Here is a 16,264-nt window from a genome sequence, read left to right on the forward strand (position 1 = left end):
CGGGGTCTCGTTGTGGAGGTCGACCTCGACCAGGAGCAGCGGGACGCCGTGGGCGGGGGCGGTGAGAACGGCGTCGGCGAACTGGGTGCGGTCGCCGGGCAGGGGGAAGGGGGCTTCGGTGGTCCAGTCGGCGATGGTGCCGATCGGGTCGCCGGGGGTGGCGGGGCTGGTGAAGGCGACGATGGTGTCGTTGACGGTCATGGCGTGGGGGGCGCCGGTGGCGCGGCCGACCGAGCGGGCGCGGCCGCCGGCCTTGCGGGAGGAAGGCAGGGTGGACTTCGCGGCGTCCAGGCCGAGGTCGGTCAGTCCCCAGATCTTGGCTCCCGAGCCGGGCGGGCGGACAGGCTTGCGCTTCGGCTTCGGCTTCGGCTTCGGCGCGGAAGGCGCGGTGGCGGCGTCGTCCGGGTCCGGGTCGGTGGTGAGGCCGGAGGTGCTGCCGCGCTTCTCGGTGAGCTTGTTCTTCTCCAGGTCCCGCAGGCCCGAGGCGACCGTGTTCGGCTGCTCGTGGTCGGGCTGGGCCAGGAGCCAGACCTGCTTGACGGTGGCGACCTTCAGCACGCCGAGCACCCGCAGGATGCTGTGGCGCAGCGGGCCGGTGGAGCCGTTGGGGTAGGCCTTCGCTCGGACGAACGCGGTGCGCTCCTTCGGCGGCTTGGTCGTGGTCGTGGTGGTTGGGCTGGTGCCGTCCGGCTGGTCGTCGGTCATCGTGGCCGCTCCCCCGCTGGTGGTGATCTATCTGGCCTTCTCGATACCTCACGGCACCGACAACCCGCCCCGGCCGCCGCCCTCCCGCCCTCCCCCCACCCCGCCCGATCGCCAGAGCGGGCAGGCCACTCGGCCAAGAGAGAAGGGCCCCAGCGGCCCGGGAGCGCGCAAACCCCGCACGCTCCCAGACCGCCAACTACCAAAGACAAGGACACAGAGGGGTTGTCGAGGTTTCTCTCGGCCTCGAATTCGGGCACTGACCTGCGGAAACAGCCCCTCTGGGCCGTTAGGTGGTGGTCGGGGAGTTGGTCGGGGAACATGTCGGGGAGTTGGAGGGGGAACCGTAGGCGCTCCGGGGAAACTCACCGGGGCCTGTGAGGCCGTCTGCGGGGCGTTCCCGGCCTTCTCCGGCAAGCTACCCGATTCGAGTGCCGCGCACGCCTCCCGGCAGTGCTCCAGGGCGCTGCCGGACCCGTTGGAGGGCGGCAGCCGGTCAGGTGCGGGCCGGGGCGGCGTCGGCGTCGATCAGCCCTTGCTCCAGGGCTTGGCGCACGACCAAGGCGGCGGCGCTGTCGGAGTCGAGGAGCAGCGGCTGGGTGCGGTCGGCGGGGTTCGCGACGAAGCCGTCGTCGACCACGACCACCCAGCCGTCCCGGCCGCCGACGCCGTACTCGATCCAGGCGAGTGCGCGGCCGAGCCGGCGGACGTAGTAGACGCTGGGCGCGCGGGTCCAGCCGGCGAGGTCCCAGCCGTGCTGGTCCATCAGGCGGCTGGCGTCGCGGATCCGGTCGAACTTGCCCAGGTTCCGCAGGTACGGCTCCTGGGGCACCGCCAGCGGGCCCGCGGGCCGCTGGCGGAGCGTGGCGGGTGTGCCCGGCCGGGCCTGGGCGGTGCTGGCCAGCGAGGCTTGGACGGGCTGCTGCTCGTCGGCCTGGTCGTCGGGGTCGAGGACGTCGTCGTACTGGTCGAACTGCTCGTCCTGGTCGTCCGGATCGGCGTCGCCCCACCGGTCGATGCGCTCCATCATGCGGCGGCGGACGCGCTCGTCCTGGTCGGCGTCGGGCCAGCGGGCCTTGTCCCGGATCTCCTCGGCGGTCCGATAGAGGCGGGTGCTGTAGGAGGGCAGCAGGTCGGCCAGCGCCTTGAACGCGGCGGCCGGGTCGGCGCCGGCCTCGATGTCCAGCAGGTAGTTGGTGAGCTTGCGGCGCAGCGCGTCGGCGGTGCCCAGGAGGCGCTGGCCGTCCTCGCCCCAGCGCTCGCCGTCGGCGGCCCCGGTGCTGACCACCGGCGCGGCGGGCGCGGCGGGCTGCCCGGCGGCGGGCACCGGGGCGGGGGCGGGCGGCGGCACCGCGGCTTCCGCCGCTGCCTTCTTGGCCTTGGCCTTGGCGTGGTCGACCTTGCTGCGGCAGGCACGGGAGCAGTAGGTCCGCGGCCGGGTGCGGGACGGCGGGAGGGGCGTCTCGCAGCCGGTCCGGGCGCACTTCCGGGCCGCGGGCGCGCCGTCGGTCGGCTGGTCGGTCGAGGTGGGCTGCGGGGCGCTGTCCATGCCGGGGATGGTAGCTGCCCAGGTCAGCGGCCGTCCGGAGTTTCGCCCCACATACCTTGATGGGGCGTAACCCGAACCTTGGTGCCGGGGCGCGGGGGCGAATCCCGAGCCTTGGTGGGGCGAATCCCGGACCTTGGTGGCTGGGGCGCGGCGGGCAGAGTGCAGCGCCGACCGGGGTGTGTGCAGCATGTGAAGACGGCGGTCCGGGCGGGCATGCTGCACAGTGCAGCGGCGACCGGCGGCGCAGCCCTGCGCAGAGCGTTGCGCAGCACCAGGTCCGCTGCGCAACGCTCTGCGCAGGGCTGCGCAATCCGGCTCTGCGCATGCGCGGGGCGGGGATTGCGCATGCGCGGGGCAGGGTGGGCCGAGGTGCGACTGCGGAGCGGAACGGCGGCCGGTACGGGTGCGGAGTGCGGGCGGCGGACCGGGTGCTGCGCAAGGCCGGCTGACGACTGCGCATGCCATCGCAGTGCCCTGACCTGCGATGGCAAGGTTGGTGCGGGGCGAATCTCCAACCTTGGTGAGGCGTCTCGGCGATTCGCAGTGAAACTCACCGGGTGCGGAGGTGGGGCGATGCGCAGGAGTACGTTGCGCGCCCGTACACGCTGACCTGCGACGGGGAGTTCGGGCGGTGCGAAACTCGCCGGCGCTCGGGGCGGAACTCACCGGCCGCCCGTGCCCTTCCCTGCCTCCGTCGAGTTGGCCGGGCATGACGAACACGACCTTCCTGCCGACCGAGCAGGCCGCCGACGGCGAGGACCAGGAACAGTAGAAGCAGCACGCGCTGAACGTGTTGCTCGCCGAGGCGGCGGAGGCGGGCCGGCGGGGTGCCGGGTGAGTACGCAAGCTCGCCGGACGGCAGGCGGAGCACGGGCACCGGGTGGTGCTGGAGCGGGCCGCCGACGCGGTGGAGCGGGCGTGCGGCCCAGAGGCGGTACCGGGCGGCAGAGGGGTGCTGACGGGGGAGCTGGCGTACGACCTGGCGGCCGACGTCGTCACCGGCAGCTGCTGCGCCGAGGGCCTCCCGGTGCTGTCGGCCGGCGAGCGGGTCGCGCTGGCGGCGGCGATGCCGACGGCGGTGGGCGGTGACGGCACCCCGGAGCGTGAGGTGCCCGCGCTGGCCGCCGCAGTGGCCTCCGGCCGGGCCGCCCGTGATCTTTGACAGGCGACCCTGACGGATTGACAGGTGAGTTTGACCGCCCGTTCAGGCTCCGATGTCGAGGGGACGGATCGCCTGGTCGGTGAGCTCTCACAATTGGGCGCGCTGGCGTTCCTCTTCGGCGATCCGGGCGACAAGTACAGCGCTGTCGATGTGCGGTTCGACGGCGGCAAGCACCAGGCGCCGGAGCTCGGCGGGGTCGATCGCCTCGACCTCCCACTGAACGGGCCGGGCGGGGTCGAGGTGGTGCTGGTGGCCGAACGCGGGCCGGCGGGGATCGTCGGCCTGTTCGCTCCCGGGCGACAGCCGACGCTGAAAACCCGTTCGGAGTAACCGGCTTGAACGCCGCGTGACGGTGCGGCTCGCTGGATAGGTTGCCCAGGCAGCAGTAATCAACGTCTCAAAGCCCTTGGGAGAGACCATGCCTGACAACACGACAGCACAGCAGACCACCGAAAACAGCAAGGGCCCGGCGCCGATCACCGTGCCGCCGGGGGCGTTCGCCACCGCCGACCTGCCGCCGGAGGCACCCGCTGCGGCCGAGGCCCGCGATCGGCTGCTGAACGCCATCGGCCAGCAGGCGCAGTCCGTCGCCGGCCTGGACCCGGAGCAGGCGGCCAAGGTGCTCGGGGAACTCGCCCGCAGCTACGCGCTGGTGACGCGGACCCGGTTCTACCAGCCGGTCGACTTCCTGTGGCAGCCCACCCTGTTCCAGCCGGTCGGGGGCATGGATCAGGTACAGCAGGGATTCATTGCTGGAGCCGACCAGCTCGGGTGAGCCCCGGAGTGCTCAGGCAGCCGCTCGTACGAGCGTCGGACCGGTGCGTCTGCGGCCCCGACACCCGCACCGGTCCACGACGCTGCAGCCGGTCCAGCTCCGAGACCCGCTGACAGGCCCCTGATCACGGTTGCCCGGTCCGCCGGTGCCCACCCGGGCGGTGCGGGCGCGCAGTCGGCCCGGCGGTTGAGCTGGGCCATGAGCTCGCGGTTGGCGGCGAGGTCGTCGCCGCGTTCCTGAAGCTTCAGCTCCAGGTCGACCGCCTGCTGTTCGAGCCTGGTGATCCGAGCCTTGAGCTGCTCGGTGTCGTCCGGGCCGCCGATGCCCACCTCGCGCCAGACCTGCTCGCCGAACGCTTCGCTGAGGCGCTGTTCGAGGTGCTCACACCGGTACATGTACCCACCCGCCGGTCAGGATCGAGTGGCAGGAACCTGGCGGTGGTCAAGGTCGGGTGGCAAACGGTCAGGGCCGCCTGTCAAAGGTCAGCCGCAGCTAGACACAGGTGGAGACAGGTCGGGCCTGTAGACGCCCCCATCAGGCAGAACGGGGGGTCGATGACACAGACAAAACAGATGTTCCGGGGCAAATAGGACGTCCGGAAGACAGGTTGCTGATGATCTATCTCCACCTGTCTCCGCCCCTCGGTGATCTGTCTCCCGAAGGCGGAGGGGGTCAGGCGTGGCGGGCGGTGAGCTCGGCAAGGATCTGCGGCCAGGGCGCGGTACCCCGGCGGTGCAGGGCCTCGCGCTTGGCCGCGATGGGCAGCGCCATGAACACCGCGCGCTCCGCCTGCCCGGCCTCGGTGGTGTCGCGGTCGTAGAACCAGACCCGCTCGGCGATGGCCATCTCCCCTCGTTCGGCCCAGCCCTCGGCCGTATCCGGTCCGGTCGCCGGGCGGCGGGAGCGGGCCCGGCCGCCGCGGTCGGCGCCGGATCCAGTCGCGGCGGGGCGGTCGAGGTCGGCTTCGGCGAGCAGCAGCCGGCGCACTTCGGCGAGGGCGCCGTGGGTCGGGGCGAGCAGGGCCAGGGCGCGGGGGCCGCACTGCTGGAGCGTGGCGGTGAGGGTGGCGAGCACCTCCAGGACGGCGACGGCGTCGGCGGCCGGGAGCTCGTCGGCGTCGAGGACGGCGTTCAGCAGCTCGCCCGCCGCCGTGGCGGCCGCGGTGGTCGCCCGCTCGATCCGGGCACGCTGTCCGGTGCTCACCCCCGGTCAACGACCGCACCGCCGGCCGGGTCACCCGGGCGGGCAGTGACCTCGGCGGCCCGGGGTCGGTTGAACGAGGGTGAGCTCCTCCTCCCCCGCCCGGGTGCTCGGCACCGGGCTGGCCTCCCTGATCCCCACCGACGGCGCCGCGGACGTCGACCCGGTCGCCGCCGCGACCGGCCGGCGCGTGGTCGCGCGGCTGCTGCAGCTGGAGGCGGTCGAGGTGCCGGTGGCGGTGGTGAACGCGGCCGTGGAGCTGCTCGGTCTGCTGGCCGGCCATCCGGACCCGCAGGCCCGCGAGGCGGTCGACGCGGTGGTGGAGCGGCTGCGTGCCGCCGCCGGGAGCTCTGGGGCGGGTGTCCCGTCTCATCGAACTTTGACGAGTCTCACCGGAGTTTGACCGGGGTCTGCGGGGCTGGGCCGAAATACCCTGGAGCCCTGACCGGGCCGTCTGCGATCCTCGTGCGCGTGCCAGCTCGTAACCGCCGCCTGCCGCGGCACCTGTCGTGGCCGCTCACCTCGACGGACATCTCCTCCGCCCTCGGTGAGACGCCCTCCCAGGCCCTCCAGCTCAGCTTCTTCGACCACCGCTGGACGGACGGGACTCTCCTCAAGGCCGACTGGACGCCGCCGATCGGCTCGAACTACGGCGCCGGCCTCCCTCCCGACTGGTGGTCGAGTGTCTGGATCACCGTCGGCCCCGTCCCGGGCGGTGAGCGGGCCGCCGCCCGTCAGATCCTGCGCGAGCAGGCACTGCCCGAGCTCCGGAGCTGGGTGGAGAAGGCCCGGAACGGGTCCGAAGCATGGGCGCTGAGCAGGCACAGCATCGCCTGGCAGTACGCCGACCATCTCCTGTGCATCAGCCATGACGAGCAGCTGTACCAACCGGTCAAACTTCCCTGAGACTTGTCAAAGCTCGATGAGACGGGTCAGCTGTCCTTTGCCAGATGACCCTGACTCTGACTGACTGACGCTATTCGCTGGGCGGGAACACCCGAGTCACGGCAACGCCATCAATGAGGCTGGCAAGGCGCTCAAGGATGTTCTTGTTCAGCGCCTCCCTCGTACGCCGCATCTCGTCGAGCTTCGAGCGGGGACTCGTTGAGGTGCGGCCAGCAACCAGACGCTGAACCGCCAATGATGCGAGCTCAAAGGGCATATGGTGCGATCCGATCCACCATCCGTCTCGCATTGCCGCGTCGGTGGCGCTCTGGGCGGCTGCACGAAGCTCGGAGATGCGTTCGCGGACCGTTTCCTCGGTCTCATGCAGGGCCCGATACGAGGAGGCTGTCTGCTCCAGGTAGTCCTCCCAAGCCCGGTATGCGGAACGAATCGCGATGAGCCGCTCAAGTTCCCCGGTCTTTTGCTCACGCTGTCGTTCGTCGGCTTGTCGCCTCCGCTCAGCGTGGCCTGCCCGTGCTGGCCCCAAGTAACCCGCGGCAGCCGTGAGGGCAGCACCCCCCAAAGCACCAATCGTTCCCCAGATCGCACCGTCCATGGCTCCCCCTCCGGCCGTTGACCGCTGATGGACACCTGGCCCAGGCACCCAACGGCCAAACTTCGCTGAGATCCGCCAAAGGTCGCTGAGACGGGTCAGCCCGTGACCCGTCTCAGCGAAGATTGACGAGTCTCAGCGAACTTTGACTCCGCGCGGAGGCTGCTGCCTCCAGCAGGGACCAGCCGTCGATCTCCACCGCCAGTGGCTCCTGGGGCTGCCACCCGCGGGCGATCGCCGCGTCGAGCAGAGCCCGGACTGTGCCGGGTTCGTGCAGGTTGAGGGAGCTGCCCCGGACGTGGCCGACGTCCCCCGATCCCGTGGGGAAGCCGCCTGGGACATACCGGCCGGGGCCTTCGGCGAAGACGATGCGCAGCGGACCGCCGCTGCCGAGCGGCTGCGGGTGCAGGGTGAGGGTCTCGCGGCAGTCCGAGGACCGGCCATCCGGCAGGGGGCGGTGGTTGTGTCGACGGGTCCACAGGTACACGCGCCCGTCGGCAACCAGTTGGCGGGGCTTCTTCGGATGGCGGGGCACGGAGCTGAGAATGCGCAGCCTGCTTCCTGCCACTGGCAGCACCGGTCAAACTTCGATGAGACGCCGTCAAAGTTCGTTGAGACGGGTCAGCCCGCTTGCCGGGAGACAGACTTCCCAATGGCGCTTGTCAAGAAGCTGAGCTTCCTGTCTCGCCGAAGTCTGACTGTTCGGAACTCGTCTCACTTGGGTGCTTGAATTCGCTGCATGACGGACTGGTCCCAGCTCAGGCACGCGTACGGCACCGCCCAGGACATCCCCGCGCTCCTCGACGCCATGAGCCCGGACCCGGACAACTCCTGCTGGAACAGGCTTTGGTCGGCGCTGTGCCACCAAGGCGCGGTCTTCTCGGCCAGCTACGCGGCGCTCCCGGCCCTGGCCGACGCGGCCCGGCGCTGGTCGCCGGCAGAGCGGCGGCAGCCGCTCTACCTGGCCGGTGCCATCGTCGCCAGTACCGACCGGCCCGACGGCGGGGAGGACCCCTACGTGTCCTGCTCCGCGGAGATCGCCGCGATGCGGGAACTCACCGAGGAAGCCCTGCGGGATCCCGGGCTGGCCGAAGACCCACGCGACTACGTCTCGCTCCTGGGGACGCTGCTCAGCTTCGAGGGCGTCGAGGTCTGGGGCGAACAGATCGACGGCCTCAACGGTGAGGAGTACGAACTGCCCTGCCCCGCGTGCGAGACCGAGAACTCGATCGTCTTCGGCGAGCACGGCTACTTCTCGACCACCGACTACCTGTACATGGTTCAAACCACTGCCAAGCAGCTCCCCCTCCGACCGCGGGACCCATCAGCGCTCCAGGGCTTGGCCGGTCGACTGCACAAGCGCATTCTCGCCGACGGCCACCCCGACCTCGCGCACAAACTGACCTACGTCTTCGGCACGGCCCAATGCGCGGACTGCCGCACTCCCTTCGACATTGCGGAAGCCGTCGTCACCCGCTGGGGAGCCTGACAAACCGGGAGAACGGCGCCCAGTCAAACTTCACTGAGACTAGTCAAACTTCGATGAGACGGGTCACCTGGACACAGACATCTCAGGGTGCCAAGGGGGCAAGCGGAACCGGGGAGCAGGTCTACAGGCCGCCGGCGACGTGCCGGATCGCTACCACGCGGTCGGCCGCGGGATCGAACCCGAGAACCGGGTGCCCGTAGTCGCCTTCGGCCGTCATGACCACCTGCTTGCCCAGCCGACGACCGACCGCGGCCAGGAACCCGCACAGGATGTCCACCCCTGCCTGGTCCTGAAGTTCGCGGAGGTCAACGTCGAAGTCAATCTCGTCGGCAGACCACGGGCGGAAGACCGCCAGCACGTCCGGGGCCGGCCAGACCCGCAGATCGACCGTCACCGCATCAGCGGGCCGCGCCAGCACCTCCACCGCAGAAGGCAGCGGACCTGCGACGCCACCCTCCAGATACTCCCACGCCCATCCGCTCGACCGGACCAGGTCGAACACCGCCTGCCAGTCCTCGACCGTGGCCCCTTCCACGCACACGTCGGGCAGAGCACCCATCAGGTCAGGATCGAAGAAATTCCTGACGTCGTCCCACATCAGATCCGGCATCCCGCCATGCTGCCCGGCCAGCCCACCCGCACGCAGCCCGATTTCCTTGACGAACCCCATAGAGGCACCCCCGCGATCACGGCGGACCGCGCCCCAAGGCGGTCCGCGGCCCGGCCGGGTAGCCCCCGGTTCCGCCGACCCCAGGCCACCCCGTCCCTCCACGGCAGGCAGGGCTCCGGGCCGGGGCCGTCAGGCGGCGGCCGGGATCGCGGGCATGACAGCGGAGGCGAAGGCGTCGTGTTCGAAGGCCAGGCGGCCCTGGAGGCAGTGGTAGAGCTGTCCGAGGAGGCGGTTCAGGAGGTTGCGCTGGGCAGCGGCGTGCCAGTCCCCTTTCTCGCGTCGGCGGCGGTAGTGGGCGTCGGCGCCGGGCGAGGTGCGGAGCGCGGAGAAGGCCCAGAGGAAGCCGGCGTGTAGAAGCCGGTTGTTCTTGACCATGCGCCGACCAACGTAGCTCTTCTTGCCGGAGGCCCGGGTGATCGGGGCCGATCCGGCGTATGCCTTGAGGCCGCGTGCGTCGGCGAAGCGCGTCGGGTCGTCGCCGATCTCCGCAAGGAGTCGAGCGGCGAGCTGGACGCCGAGGCCGGGGAAGCTGAGGTAGATCCCGGCGTCCGGGTGCTCGCGGAAGGCTTCTTCGACGGCGTCGGCGAGGTCGTCGGCGGCCCGGCAGGCGGCGCCGAGCTGCCCCAGCAGGGCGAGGAGCTGTTGGCCGAGGGCGGCTTCGACGAGTCCGGGGTGGCGGGCCCGCTCGGCACGGAGGACGTCGCGCAGGCGTTCAGCCTCGGCGTCGATGCCGCGCGTGCGACCAGCAAGATGGAGACAGGTCGTGTCGCGCGATGCTCCTACCTGGGGAAACACCTGTGTCATGACACAGATGACACAGGTGGAGACAGATGGAGACAGGTAGCCGGCCCCGGCCGTGCCGCGGTGCGGCCGGGGCCGGGCGGGTCAGATCAGGCCCTGCCGCAGGGCCAGGACGAGCAGGTCGGCCGCGGGTTGCGCGTCGGTGGCGAGCAGGGGTTCGCGGTCGATGGCATCGAGGACGAGGCGGCCGTCGACCAGGGCGGCCCAGCCGGGCAGGTCGGGCAGTCCCTGCTGGACCCAGCCGATCCGCTGCCCGCCGCGGTGGAGGGCGACCAGGCCGGTCCGGCCGCGCCAGGCGTGGGCGGTCAGGGCGCCGAAGGACTGGCTCAGGTCCGGCTCGCCGAGGTCGGCGGGGAAGGGGACGGTGCGCTGCGCAGCGAGGGCGAGGCGCGGCTGGCCGTCGGCGGGGGCGTCGCGCTGCGGTTGCGGTGCAGCGCTCTGTGCGGGGGCGGGTGCGGCCGGTGCAGCGGCCTCTGAATCTCCGCGCGGGGGTATCGGGGCCGGGCCGCGGCCGTCCTGAATACCTCCGCGCGGAGGAGTGAGGTCGGCTCCGCCGGACGGGGCGGGCACCGGGCCGGGAAGGGGCTGCGGCCGGTCGGCGGGAGGCCGCGGAGGGGTGGGCGCACTATCTCCGCGCGGGCCTGTTCGACCATCGGAACCGCCCCCGCCGCCGTCACTACCTCCGCGAGAAGGAACAAGGGCCGCTTCGGCCGGGGCGGCGGGCGCCTGCTGCCGGGCGGGCATCCCCGCCGCCGGAGACCAGTCGCCGTCCCCGTACAGGGTCTCGTAGCAGATGGTGCGGCCCAGGCGCAGCATGCGGCCGCTCAGGGCGGTGAGGCCGGTCTCCAGCAGGCGCAGCGCCTCCACCCCGTTCGCATCGTCGCCGGTCCGGGCGGCGGCGGCGTCGATCCGCTCCAGGTAGCCGGCGGCGAGGCGCTGCACCCGGGCGGCCAGCTCCAGCAGCTCCCGGCGCTGGGCGCTGCCCCGCTCCGGGCCGTCCTGGGGCGCACCGTCATTACCTCCGCGAGGAGGAACAAGGGCGGCGGCCAGGGCGTCATGCCGGCGCTCGGCGGCGGTGCGCCGGTACGCCTTCGACTCGCAGGCCCGGTTGCACGACTTCTTCGGCCGGCCCCGGCCGGTGTGCGGGGGCAGCGGCTTGCCGCAGCCCCGGCAGGTACGCCCCGGGCTGTCCTCACTCCTCCGCGCGGAGGTATCCGTCTCCATGATCGGCATCGTAGGCGGGGCCGCCGACGCGGCCTCGGCCGGGCGGGCGACGGGCACCGGCCGCTGCACCGCCCAGGGATGGCGCTGCGCGAGGACGGCCAGGGCTCCGTCGGCCTCCGCCCGGCCGCCGTCCGCTGCGGCGGCGGCGAGCAGCTCCTCCACTACGGCCCGCTCCGTCGCGGTGGCGGCGGCCCACGGGTCGGCGGCGTCGGCGAGGGCGGCGCGCACCGGACCCACCGTGGATTCATCGTCGCGACCGTGCCGTGAGTACTGAACTTGAATTTGTGATGTCGGCCTGGAGGGTGGTCAGCCGTCCATGATCAGGCCGGTGGCGGCGAGGCATCCGTCGATAAGGTGCGGGCGGTACTGGATCTTCTTCATGCTGCGCTTGACGGTGCGGGCGAGTTGGTCGAGGTCGGCGGCGGCGAGGTTGGCGATGGTGCGCTTGACCAGCGACCAGATTCCCTCCTGCGGGTTGAGGTCCGGTGCGTACGACGGGAGTTGGAAGACGGTCAGCCAGTCCTTGCTCGCCCGGACGAACTCCTGCATCGGCGGCATCAGGTGGGCACGGAGGTTGTCCCACACGAGCACGATCGGGCCGCCGAGCTGGATGTGCGCGCGGATCAGCAGGTCCCGGTAGTCCTGCCAGGTCAGGCCCTTCTTCTCGCCCTTGCGACCCCGGTAGACGTGGAAACTGTAGAACATCCGGGACCGCTGACCGGGCTTGTAGCAGCTCAGCCCCGCCATGGAGACCCGGCCGGCTCCCCGGCTACGCACCCGCACGACGGGGGTGCAGCCGAGTCTGCCCCAGGTCCTGGCGCGCGGCGGCCTCATCGACTGCCCGGCTTCGTCCTCGAAGACGAGCCAGGCGTCGCGGGCCGCCGCGGTGCTTTTACCCGCGGCCACGTGTCCTTCTTCCACAACTCCACCGCCGCGTCGTCGCGTTCGATCGCCCGGCGGGCCGGCTGCTGCCAGGACCAGCCGTGCTGCTTCAGCAGGACCCAGGTGCCCTCCACGGTGTAGGAGACGTGGAACAGCCAGCCGATCAACGTCTTCACCCGTGCCAGCGTCCACCGCTGGTCAGCCCAGCCGTGAGCCAGCGGCCCACGCTCCAACTCCCGCTCCAACCGCGCGATCTGGGCATCGGACAGCTTCGGACGACCGGGCGAGCCCTTCGAAGCGACACCCGCCGAACCGCCCTCGCGCCACTGCCGGCGCCAGCGCTCCACCGACCGCACACTCACCCGCAGCGCGGCCGCGATCTCCCGACTCTTCTCACCACTCTCGAAGCGCGACACGGCCTGCTGCCGGATCCGCTCCCGTGCGGCCCTCTCCGCGTCGGTCAAACCGCCGCCCTGTGCATACCTCACAGCACACGACTACCGGGCTCGGCCCTCCACCGGCAGACGAACGCTACTGCTTCACCCGTCCGAGCGACATCACACATTCAACTTCAGTACTGAACTTGATTGGGTGATGTCGGAGCCGTTCGCCTGACAGTGGTGGGTGGGCTCCGGTAGCTCTGGGTTCGTGAGGTACGCGCAGGGCGGCGGGCTGACCGACGCCGAGAGGGCCGCGCGGGAGCGGATCCGGCTGCAGGCCGTGGAACGCTTCGAGGGCGGGCAGAAGAACCGGGAGATCGCTGTCGCGCTGCGGGTGAGCGAGCGGTCGGTCGAGCGGTGGCGCCGGTCCTGGCGCGAGCGGGGCGAGGCCGGCCTCCAGTCGAAGGGCTCACCAGGCCGCCCGAGACTCGGCCCGGACCAGATTGCCAGGCTGGAGAGGGAGTTGGAGCGTGGCCCGCTCGCCCACGGCTGGGCGGATCAGCGGTGGACGCTCGCGCGGATCAAGACGCTGATCGGCCGACTGTTCCACGTTTCCTACACGGTCGAGGGCACGTGGCAGTTACTCAAGCGGCACGGCTGGTCGTGGCAGCAGCCCGCCCGCCGGGCGATCGAGCGCGACGACGCGGCGGTCGAGGTGTGGAAGAAGGAGACCTGGCCGCGGGTAAAAGCTGTGCGGCGGCCCTCGGAGCCTGGATCGTCTTCGAGGACGAAGCAGGGCAGTCGATGACGCCGCCGCGCGCCAGGACATGGGGCCGGATCGGCCGGACCCCCGTCGTTCGAGTCCGGGGGCGGGGTTCCGGCCGGGTGTCGATGGCGGGCATGACCTGCTACAAACCCGGCGAACGGTCCCGGCTGATCTACCGCATTCGCGAGTACCGGGGCCGCAAGGACGAGCCGAAGGGCTTCGGCTGGCGCGACTTCCGGGACCTGATCGTCCGCGCCCGGATCCAGCTCGGCGGCCCGATCGTACTGGTCTGGGACAACGTCCGCCTCCACCTGACCAAGCCGCTGCGGGAGTTCATCGCCGCGAACTCCGACTGGCTCACCGTGTTCCAGCTGCCCACCTACGCGCCGGACCTCAACCCACAGGAGGGCATCTGGTCGCTGGTCAAACGCGACATCGGCAACCTCGCCGCCGCCGACCTCGGCCAGATCACCCGAGCCGTGAAGCACCGGCTCAAACAGATCCAGCACCACCCCGACCTCGTCGACGGCTGCCTCGTCGGCACCGGCCTGATCATGGACGGCTGACCGACATCACCCAATCAAGTTCAGTAGCGACGGAGAATTCCTGTGGAAACGAGTCCGAGCGGATGGGTGGTTCACGGGCGGGCGGGTGGTGTGGGCATATTTCCGTGCGGTGATTCAAATTGGAACGCGAGGAAATCCCGCATGGGAATGCACTTCACTTCCGCGCAGGGGTTTCGGGAGGGAATTGGTCCGGGCCGCCGGGGCCGTCCTGGTCGGGACCGTCCCGGCCCCGGAGGGCCGGTGGGAGGCGGGTGCGGCGGACCCCGGCGGGCTGGGCGGCGAGCGGGGGCCCGCCGGCCCGGCCCGGCGGGCGGTCAATAGTTGAGCGCGACCTGGAGGCCGTCGACCTTGGGGTTTTTGATGTTCGGGGCGGGGCTCCCGGCCGGGTAGGCCTGGATGCAGATGCTGTACTTCGTGCCGGGGGTCAGGCGCATGGCGATCCGGGCCTCCTTGCGGATCTGGGCCGGACCGGCGGTGAGGGCGGTCCAGGCGACGGCCTTGTCAGCCGGGTAGAGGGCGGTGGTGCCGGTGCCGTCCTTGAGCCACAGGTAGAGGTCGACGGGCGTGGACCGGTCCGCCTGGACATAGCCGACCATGTAGATGTCGTCGCCGGACCTGCGGTAGCAGACGTCCAGCACGGTGTGGGGCGTGAAGCCCAGCGCCGGTCCCCGGCACGTCTCGTCGAACCCGGCCTCGGACGGCCCGGTCGGCGGTGCGGCCTGCCCGGCGCCGCCGGGCGCCGACGACGCGGCCGGGCCGCCCGCGGAGGCCGGAGGGGTCTCGGCGGACTCGGCGTCCGGGGCGACGACGTACCAGACCGAGGCCACCGCCACGGCCACGGCCACGGCGACCGCCGCAGCGACGCCGAACCGTTTCCCGGACCGCCTGCCCGCCGGCCGCTGCTCCTGCCGCGGCCGGGAGGCCGTCGCGGCCGGGACGGGATCGAGCGGCGGGGCCGGCGCGGGAGCAGCCGGGAACCGTGCGTGAACCGGCTCCACCGGGCTGGGCACTGGCGAATGGCCTGCCGGTACGTCAGGAACGGGGCTCGCGGCGTCCGCTGCGGGAGCGGGCTCCGCCACGGACTCGGGGGACGGGGACGGCGACGGGGGCTGTGCATCGGTCGGTTCGGCCCGGGCAGTCTCCGCGGGCCCTTGGCGAGGAGCGGGAGCGAGGTCCGCGGCCGCCGGCCGGGCCGGGGCGGGCCGGGGGGCCGCGCCGCCGGACAGGACCTCCGCCGCCTTCTGCTTCCAGTCGGTGATCTTGATCAGCTCGCTGTAGGCGTGGCCGATGCGGTTGCCGAGCCGGAGGAACTGCTCCGCGTCCCGCCCGGTCAGCTGCAGCAGGGCGGCGATCGTCCGGGTCTGCTCGGCCGTGGGCAGCGCCCGGGTCGTCCGGAGGGCCCCGCGGCCCTTCATCCAGGCGTTGACCCTCGCGGGGCTTCCCCCCAGCTCGCGGACGAGCCACGCGGCGTTGCGATTCTTCGCCGTGAAGCCGGCCCTGACGCACTCCACCCAGTCGTCCATGTCCTGAGCGAGGGCCAGCACGGCGTCGGCGAAAGCCCTGCTGTCATCGGTTCCCACGGTGTTCGTGACCCCTCCTGATTTTCCACTGGAACGGTGAAAGCACTGGTCGCGGCGGTGGAAATTCCAGTGGAATTCTCCACCCTCCGAAGGCCCTTCACCGCCCTCCCCGCCTCTGACGAAGCTCGGCCTTGACGGTGCGACAGACGCACCGCAAGGCGGGGTTTCACCCCACGGAGGAGAAGGACACTATGATCCGATCTATCGCCTACAAGTACCGCACCGCGCTCGCTGCGCTGGCCGCAGTGCTGGGCGCTGCGGCCCCCGCCGTTCTGCCGGCGGAGGCCCACGCTGCGACCACCGGTCGGGCGTGTCTCTTCCTCGACAAGGACGGCGTCGACCTTGGATTCGCCAAGGCGGGGCACGTCGCATGGACCGTCAAGGACCCCATGCGGGCCGACCACTGGATCTGGGGTTCCTTCGACGGACCCAGGCTGACGGCACCGTTCTCGATGGGGGCCGGCATCGGTGGCGGCACCTGGAAGCAGATGCGAGCCAGCAAGGTCCTCTCCGCGACCAAATACGAGTACTCCAGGTGCCAGAACACGGCCACCGGTGACATCGCTGCCGCCCAGCGCATGTACAAGGCTCTGGCCCCCACCCCTTACGACGTGCTCGACAACAACTGCCTCACCGGTGCCGTCGACATCCTCCGGACGTACAGCCGCTCCTTCACGTACAGCAACCTGCCTCCGAGCAGTAACCAGGCGCCGACGTTCTACTTCACGACCGGACTGACGAAGTTCGGCCGAGGCTGGGAAGCGCCCAAGCCGTACTGAGCCGCCGCGGACCGCCGAAGGCCGATGGCCGTCAGACATCGAAGTCCCCGGCTCGGTGAACTCGACGTCCAGGCCGTCGGCACGGCGGCCGCGGTCGCGGGTAGCGCTCTTGGGGCCGACGGCCAGGATCTGCTGCTGCTCGACCGGGCGGTGCACCTGGGCCCGCACCCGCTGCTGGCCTTCCGACCTTCTCCTTCTCCTTCTCCCACCCGAACACCCTGACCGAGACAAGGAATCCATG

20 protein-coding genes and 2 pseudogenes are annotated in these 16,264 nt (G+C 71.4%); 11 read left to right on the top strand and 11 right to left on the bottom strand.

What is annotated here, in order from left to right:
* Both ACI1MP_RS00005 and ACI1MP_RS00010 read right to left on the bottom strand, forming a co-directional pair.
* A pseudogene (locus tag ACI1MP_RS00005) lies at window positions 1-705 on the bottom strand (hypothetical protein); the annotation flags it as partial.
* A gap of 493 nt (window positions 706-1,198) precedes the next feature.
* Window positions 1,199-2,251: a hypothetical protein gene (locus tag ACI1MP_RS00010; RefSeq protein WP_404867251.1), complete on the bottom strand. Its 1,053-nt coding sequence runs from the start codon at window positions 2,249-2,251 to the stop codon at window positions 1,199-1,201.
* A gap of 631 nt (window positions 2,252-2,882) precedes the next feature.
* On the opposite strand from ACI1MP_RS00010, the gene ACI1MP_RS00015 reads away from it, so the two are divergent.
* The 4 genes from ACI1MP_RS00015 to ACI1MP_RS00030 all read left to right on the top strand — a co-directional run bounded on the left by ACI1MP_RS00015 (window position 2,883) and on the right by ACI1MP_RS00030 (window position 4,188).
* A complete protein-coding gene (locus tag ACI1MP_RS00015) occupies window positions 2,883-3,023 on the top strand; it encodes a hypothetical protein (RefSeq protein WP_404867252.1) in 141 nt (46 codons plus the stop codon).
* A gap of 108 nt (window positions 3,024-3,131) precedes the next feature.
* Window positions 3,132-3,413, top strand: a complete 282-nt coding sequence (locus ACI1MP_RS00020) for a hypothetical protein (protein ID WP_404867253.1) — start codon at window positions 3,132-3,134, stop codon at window positions 3,411-3,413.
* Window positions 3,414-3,437: 24 nt separating this feature from the next.
* Window positions 3,438-3,743, top strand: coding sequence for a hypothetical protein (locus ACI1MP_RS00025; RefSeq protein WP_404867254.1), 306 nt, complete (start codon window positions 3,438-3,440; stop codon window positions 3,741-3,743).
* Between the two features lie 88 nt (window positions 3,744-3,831).
* Window positions 3,832-4,188, top strand: coding sequence for a hypothetical protein (locus ACI1MP_RS00030; protein ID WP_404867255.1), 357 nt, complete (start codon window positions 3,832-3,834; stop codon window positions 4,186-4,188).
* A gap of 672 nt (window positions 4,189-4,860) precedes the next feature.
* Here the strand turns inward: ACI1MP_RS00030 and ACI1MP_RS00035 are convergent.
* Window positions 4,861-5,391 (bottom strand): hypothetical protein, encoded by a 531-nt coding sequence (locus ACI1MP_RS00035; RefSeq protein ID WP_404867256.1) that lies wholly within the window; start codon window positions 5,389-5,391, stop codon window positions 4,861-4,863.
* A gap of 79 nt (window positions 5,392-5,470) precedes the next feature.
* On the opposite strand from ACI1MP_RS00035, the gene ACI1MP_RS00040 reads away from it, so the two are divergent.
* Window positions 5,471-5,791, top strand: a complete 321-nt coding sequence (locus ACI1MP_RS00040) for a hypothetical protein (protein WP_404867257.1) — start codon at window positions 5,471-5,473, stop codon at window positions 5,789-5,791.
* Between the two features lie 68 nt (window positions 5,792-5,859).
* Window positions 5,860-6,294 carry a hypothetical protein gene (locus ACI1MP_RS00045; RefSeq protein WP_404867258.1) on the top strand — a complete coding sequence of 145 codons (435 nt, stop codon included), beginning with the start codon at window positions 5,860-5,862 and terminating at the stop codon, window positions 6,292-6,294.
* Between the two features lie 70 nt (window positions 6,295-6,364).
* Here ACI1MP_RS00045 and ACI1MP_RS00050 read toward each other — a convergent pair whose 3' ends face one another.
* Window positions 6,365-6,889: a hypothetical protein gene (locus ACI1MP_RS00050; RefSeq protein WP_404867259.1), complete on the bottom strand. Its 525-nt coding sequence runs from the start codon at window positions 6,887-6,889 to the stop codon at window positions 6,365-6,367.
* A gap of 112 nt (window positions 6,890-7,001) precedes the next feature.
* The gene (locus ACI1MP_RS00055) at window positions 7,002-7,421 is read right to left on the bottom strand and encodes a hypothetical protein (protein ID WP_404867260.1); all 420 of its coding nucleotides are present in this window, start codon (window positions 7,419-7,421) and stop codon (window positions 7,002-7,004) included.
* Between the two features lie 204 nt (window positions 7,422-7,625).
* Here ACI1MP_RS00055 and ACI1MP_RS00060 point away from each other — a divergent pair, with 204 nt between their 5' ends.
* The gene (locus ACI1MP_RS00060; RefSeq protein ID WP_404867261.1) at window positions 7,626-8,375 is read left to right on the top strand and encodes a hypothetical protein; all 750 of its coding nucleotides are present in this window, start codon (window positions 7,626-7,628) and stop codon (window positions 8,373-8,375) included.
* A 121-nt stretch (window positions 8,376-8,496) separates the two neighbouring features.
* On the opposite strand, the gene ACI1MP_RS00065 is transcribed toward ACI1MP_RS00060, so the two are convergent.
* The 5 genes and pseudogenes from ACI1MP_RS00065 to ACI1MP_RS00085 form a co-directional block, all read right to left on the bottom strand.
* Entirely contained in the window at window positions 8,497-8,985 is a 489-nt protein-coding gene (locus tag ACI1MP_RS00065; RefSeq protein ID WP_404870740.1) for a hypothetical protein, read from the bottom strand.
* 189 nt (window positions 8,986-9,174) lie between these two features.
* Window positions 9,175-9,801, bottom strand: a pseudogene (locus ACI1MP_RS00070) (transposase); the annotation flags it as partial.
* 129 nt (window positions 9,802-9,930) lie between these two features.
* Entirely contained in the window at window positions 9,931-11,298 is a 1,368-nt protein-coding gene (locus tag ACI1MP_RS00075) for a hypothetical protein (RefSeq protein WP_404867262.1), read from the bottom strand.
* A gap of 78 nt (window positions 11,299-11,376) precedes the next feature.
* Window positions 11,377-11,976: a transposase gene (locus ACI1MP_RS00080; RefSeq protein ID WP_404867263.1), complete on the bottom strand. Its 600-nt coding sequence runs from the start codon at window positions 11,974-11,976 to the stop codon at window positions 11,377-11,379.
* Entirely contained in the window at window positions 11,901-12,440 is a 540-nt protein-coding gene (locus ACI1MP_RS00085; RefSeq protein ID WP_404867264.1) for a winged helix-turn-helix domain-containing protein, read from the bottom strand. The genes ACI1MP_RS00080 and ACI1MP_RS00085 overlap by 76 nt, the downstream gene beginning before the upstream one ends.
* 160 nt (window positions 12,441-12,600) lie before the next feature.
* Between ACI1MP_RS00085 and ACI1MP_RS00090 the strand changes: the two genes are divergently transcribed.
* Both ACI1MP_RS00090 and ACI1MP_RS00095 read left to right on the top strand, forming a co-directional pair.
* Window positions 12,601-13,140: a winged helix-turn-helix domain-containing protein gene (locus ACI1MP_RS00090; protein WP_404867265.1), complete on the top strand. Its 540-nt coding sequence runs from the start codon at window positions 12,601-12,603 to the stop codon at window positions 13,138-13,140.
* Window positions 13,137-13,664: a transposase gene (locus ACI1MP_RS00095; protein ID WP_404867266.1), complete on the top strand. Its 528-nt coding sequence runs from the start codon at window positions 13,137-13,139 to the stop codon at window positions 13,662-13,664. The genes ACI1MP_RS00090 and ACI1MP_RS00095 overlap by 4 nt, the downstream gene beginning before the upstream one ends.
* 314 nt (window positions 13,665-13,978) lie before the next feature.
* Here the strand turns inward: ACI1MP_RS00095 and ACI1MP_RS00100 are convergent, their stop codons facing one another.
* On the bottom strand, window positions 13,979-15,244 hold the full coding sequence (locus tag ACI1MP_RS00100; protein WP_404867267.1) for a hypothetical protein: 1,266 nt from the start codon (window positions 15,242-15,244) through the stop codon (window positions 13,979-13,981).
* Window positions 15,245-15,435: 191 nt separating this feature from the next.
* On the opposite strand from ACI1MP_RS00100, the gene ACI1MP_RS00105 reads away from it, so the two are divergent.
* Entirely contained in the window at window positions 15,436-16,023 is a 588-nt protein-coding gene (locus ACI1MP_RS00105; protein ID WP_404867268.1) for a Tat pathway signal protein, read from the top strand.
* Between the two features lie 24 nt (window positions 16,024-16,047).
* On the top strand, window positions 16,048-16,245 hold the full coding sequence (locus tag ACI1MP_RS00110; RefSeq protein WP_404867269.1) for a hypothetical protein: 198 nt from the start codon (window positions 16,048-16,050) through the stop codon (window positions 16,243-16,245).
* Window positions 16,246-16,264 lie beyond the last annotated feature (19 nt).

The sequence above is a fragment of the Kitasatospora griseola genome (assembly GCF_044999035.1).
Taxonomy (GTDB): Bacteria; Actinomycetota; Actinomycetes; order Streptomycetales; family Streptomycetaceae; genus Kitasatospora; species Kitasatospora griseola.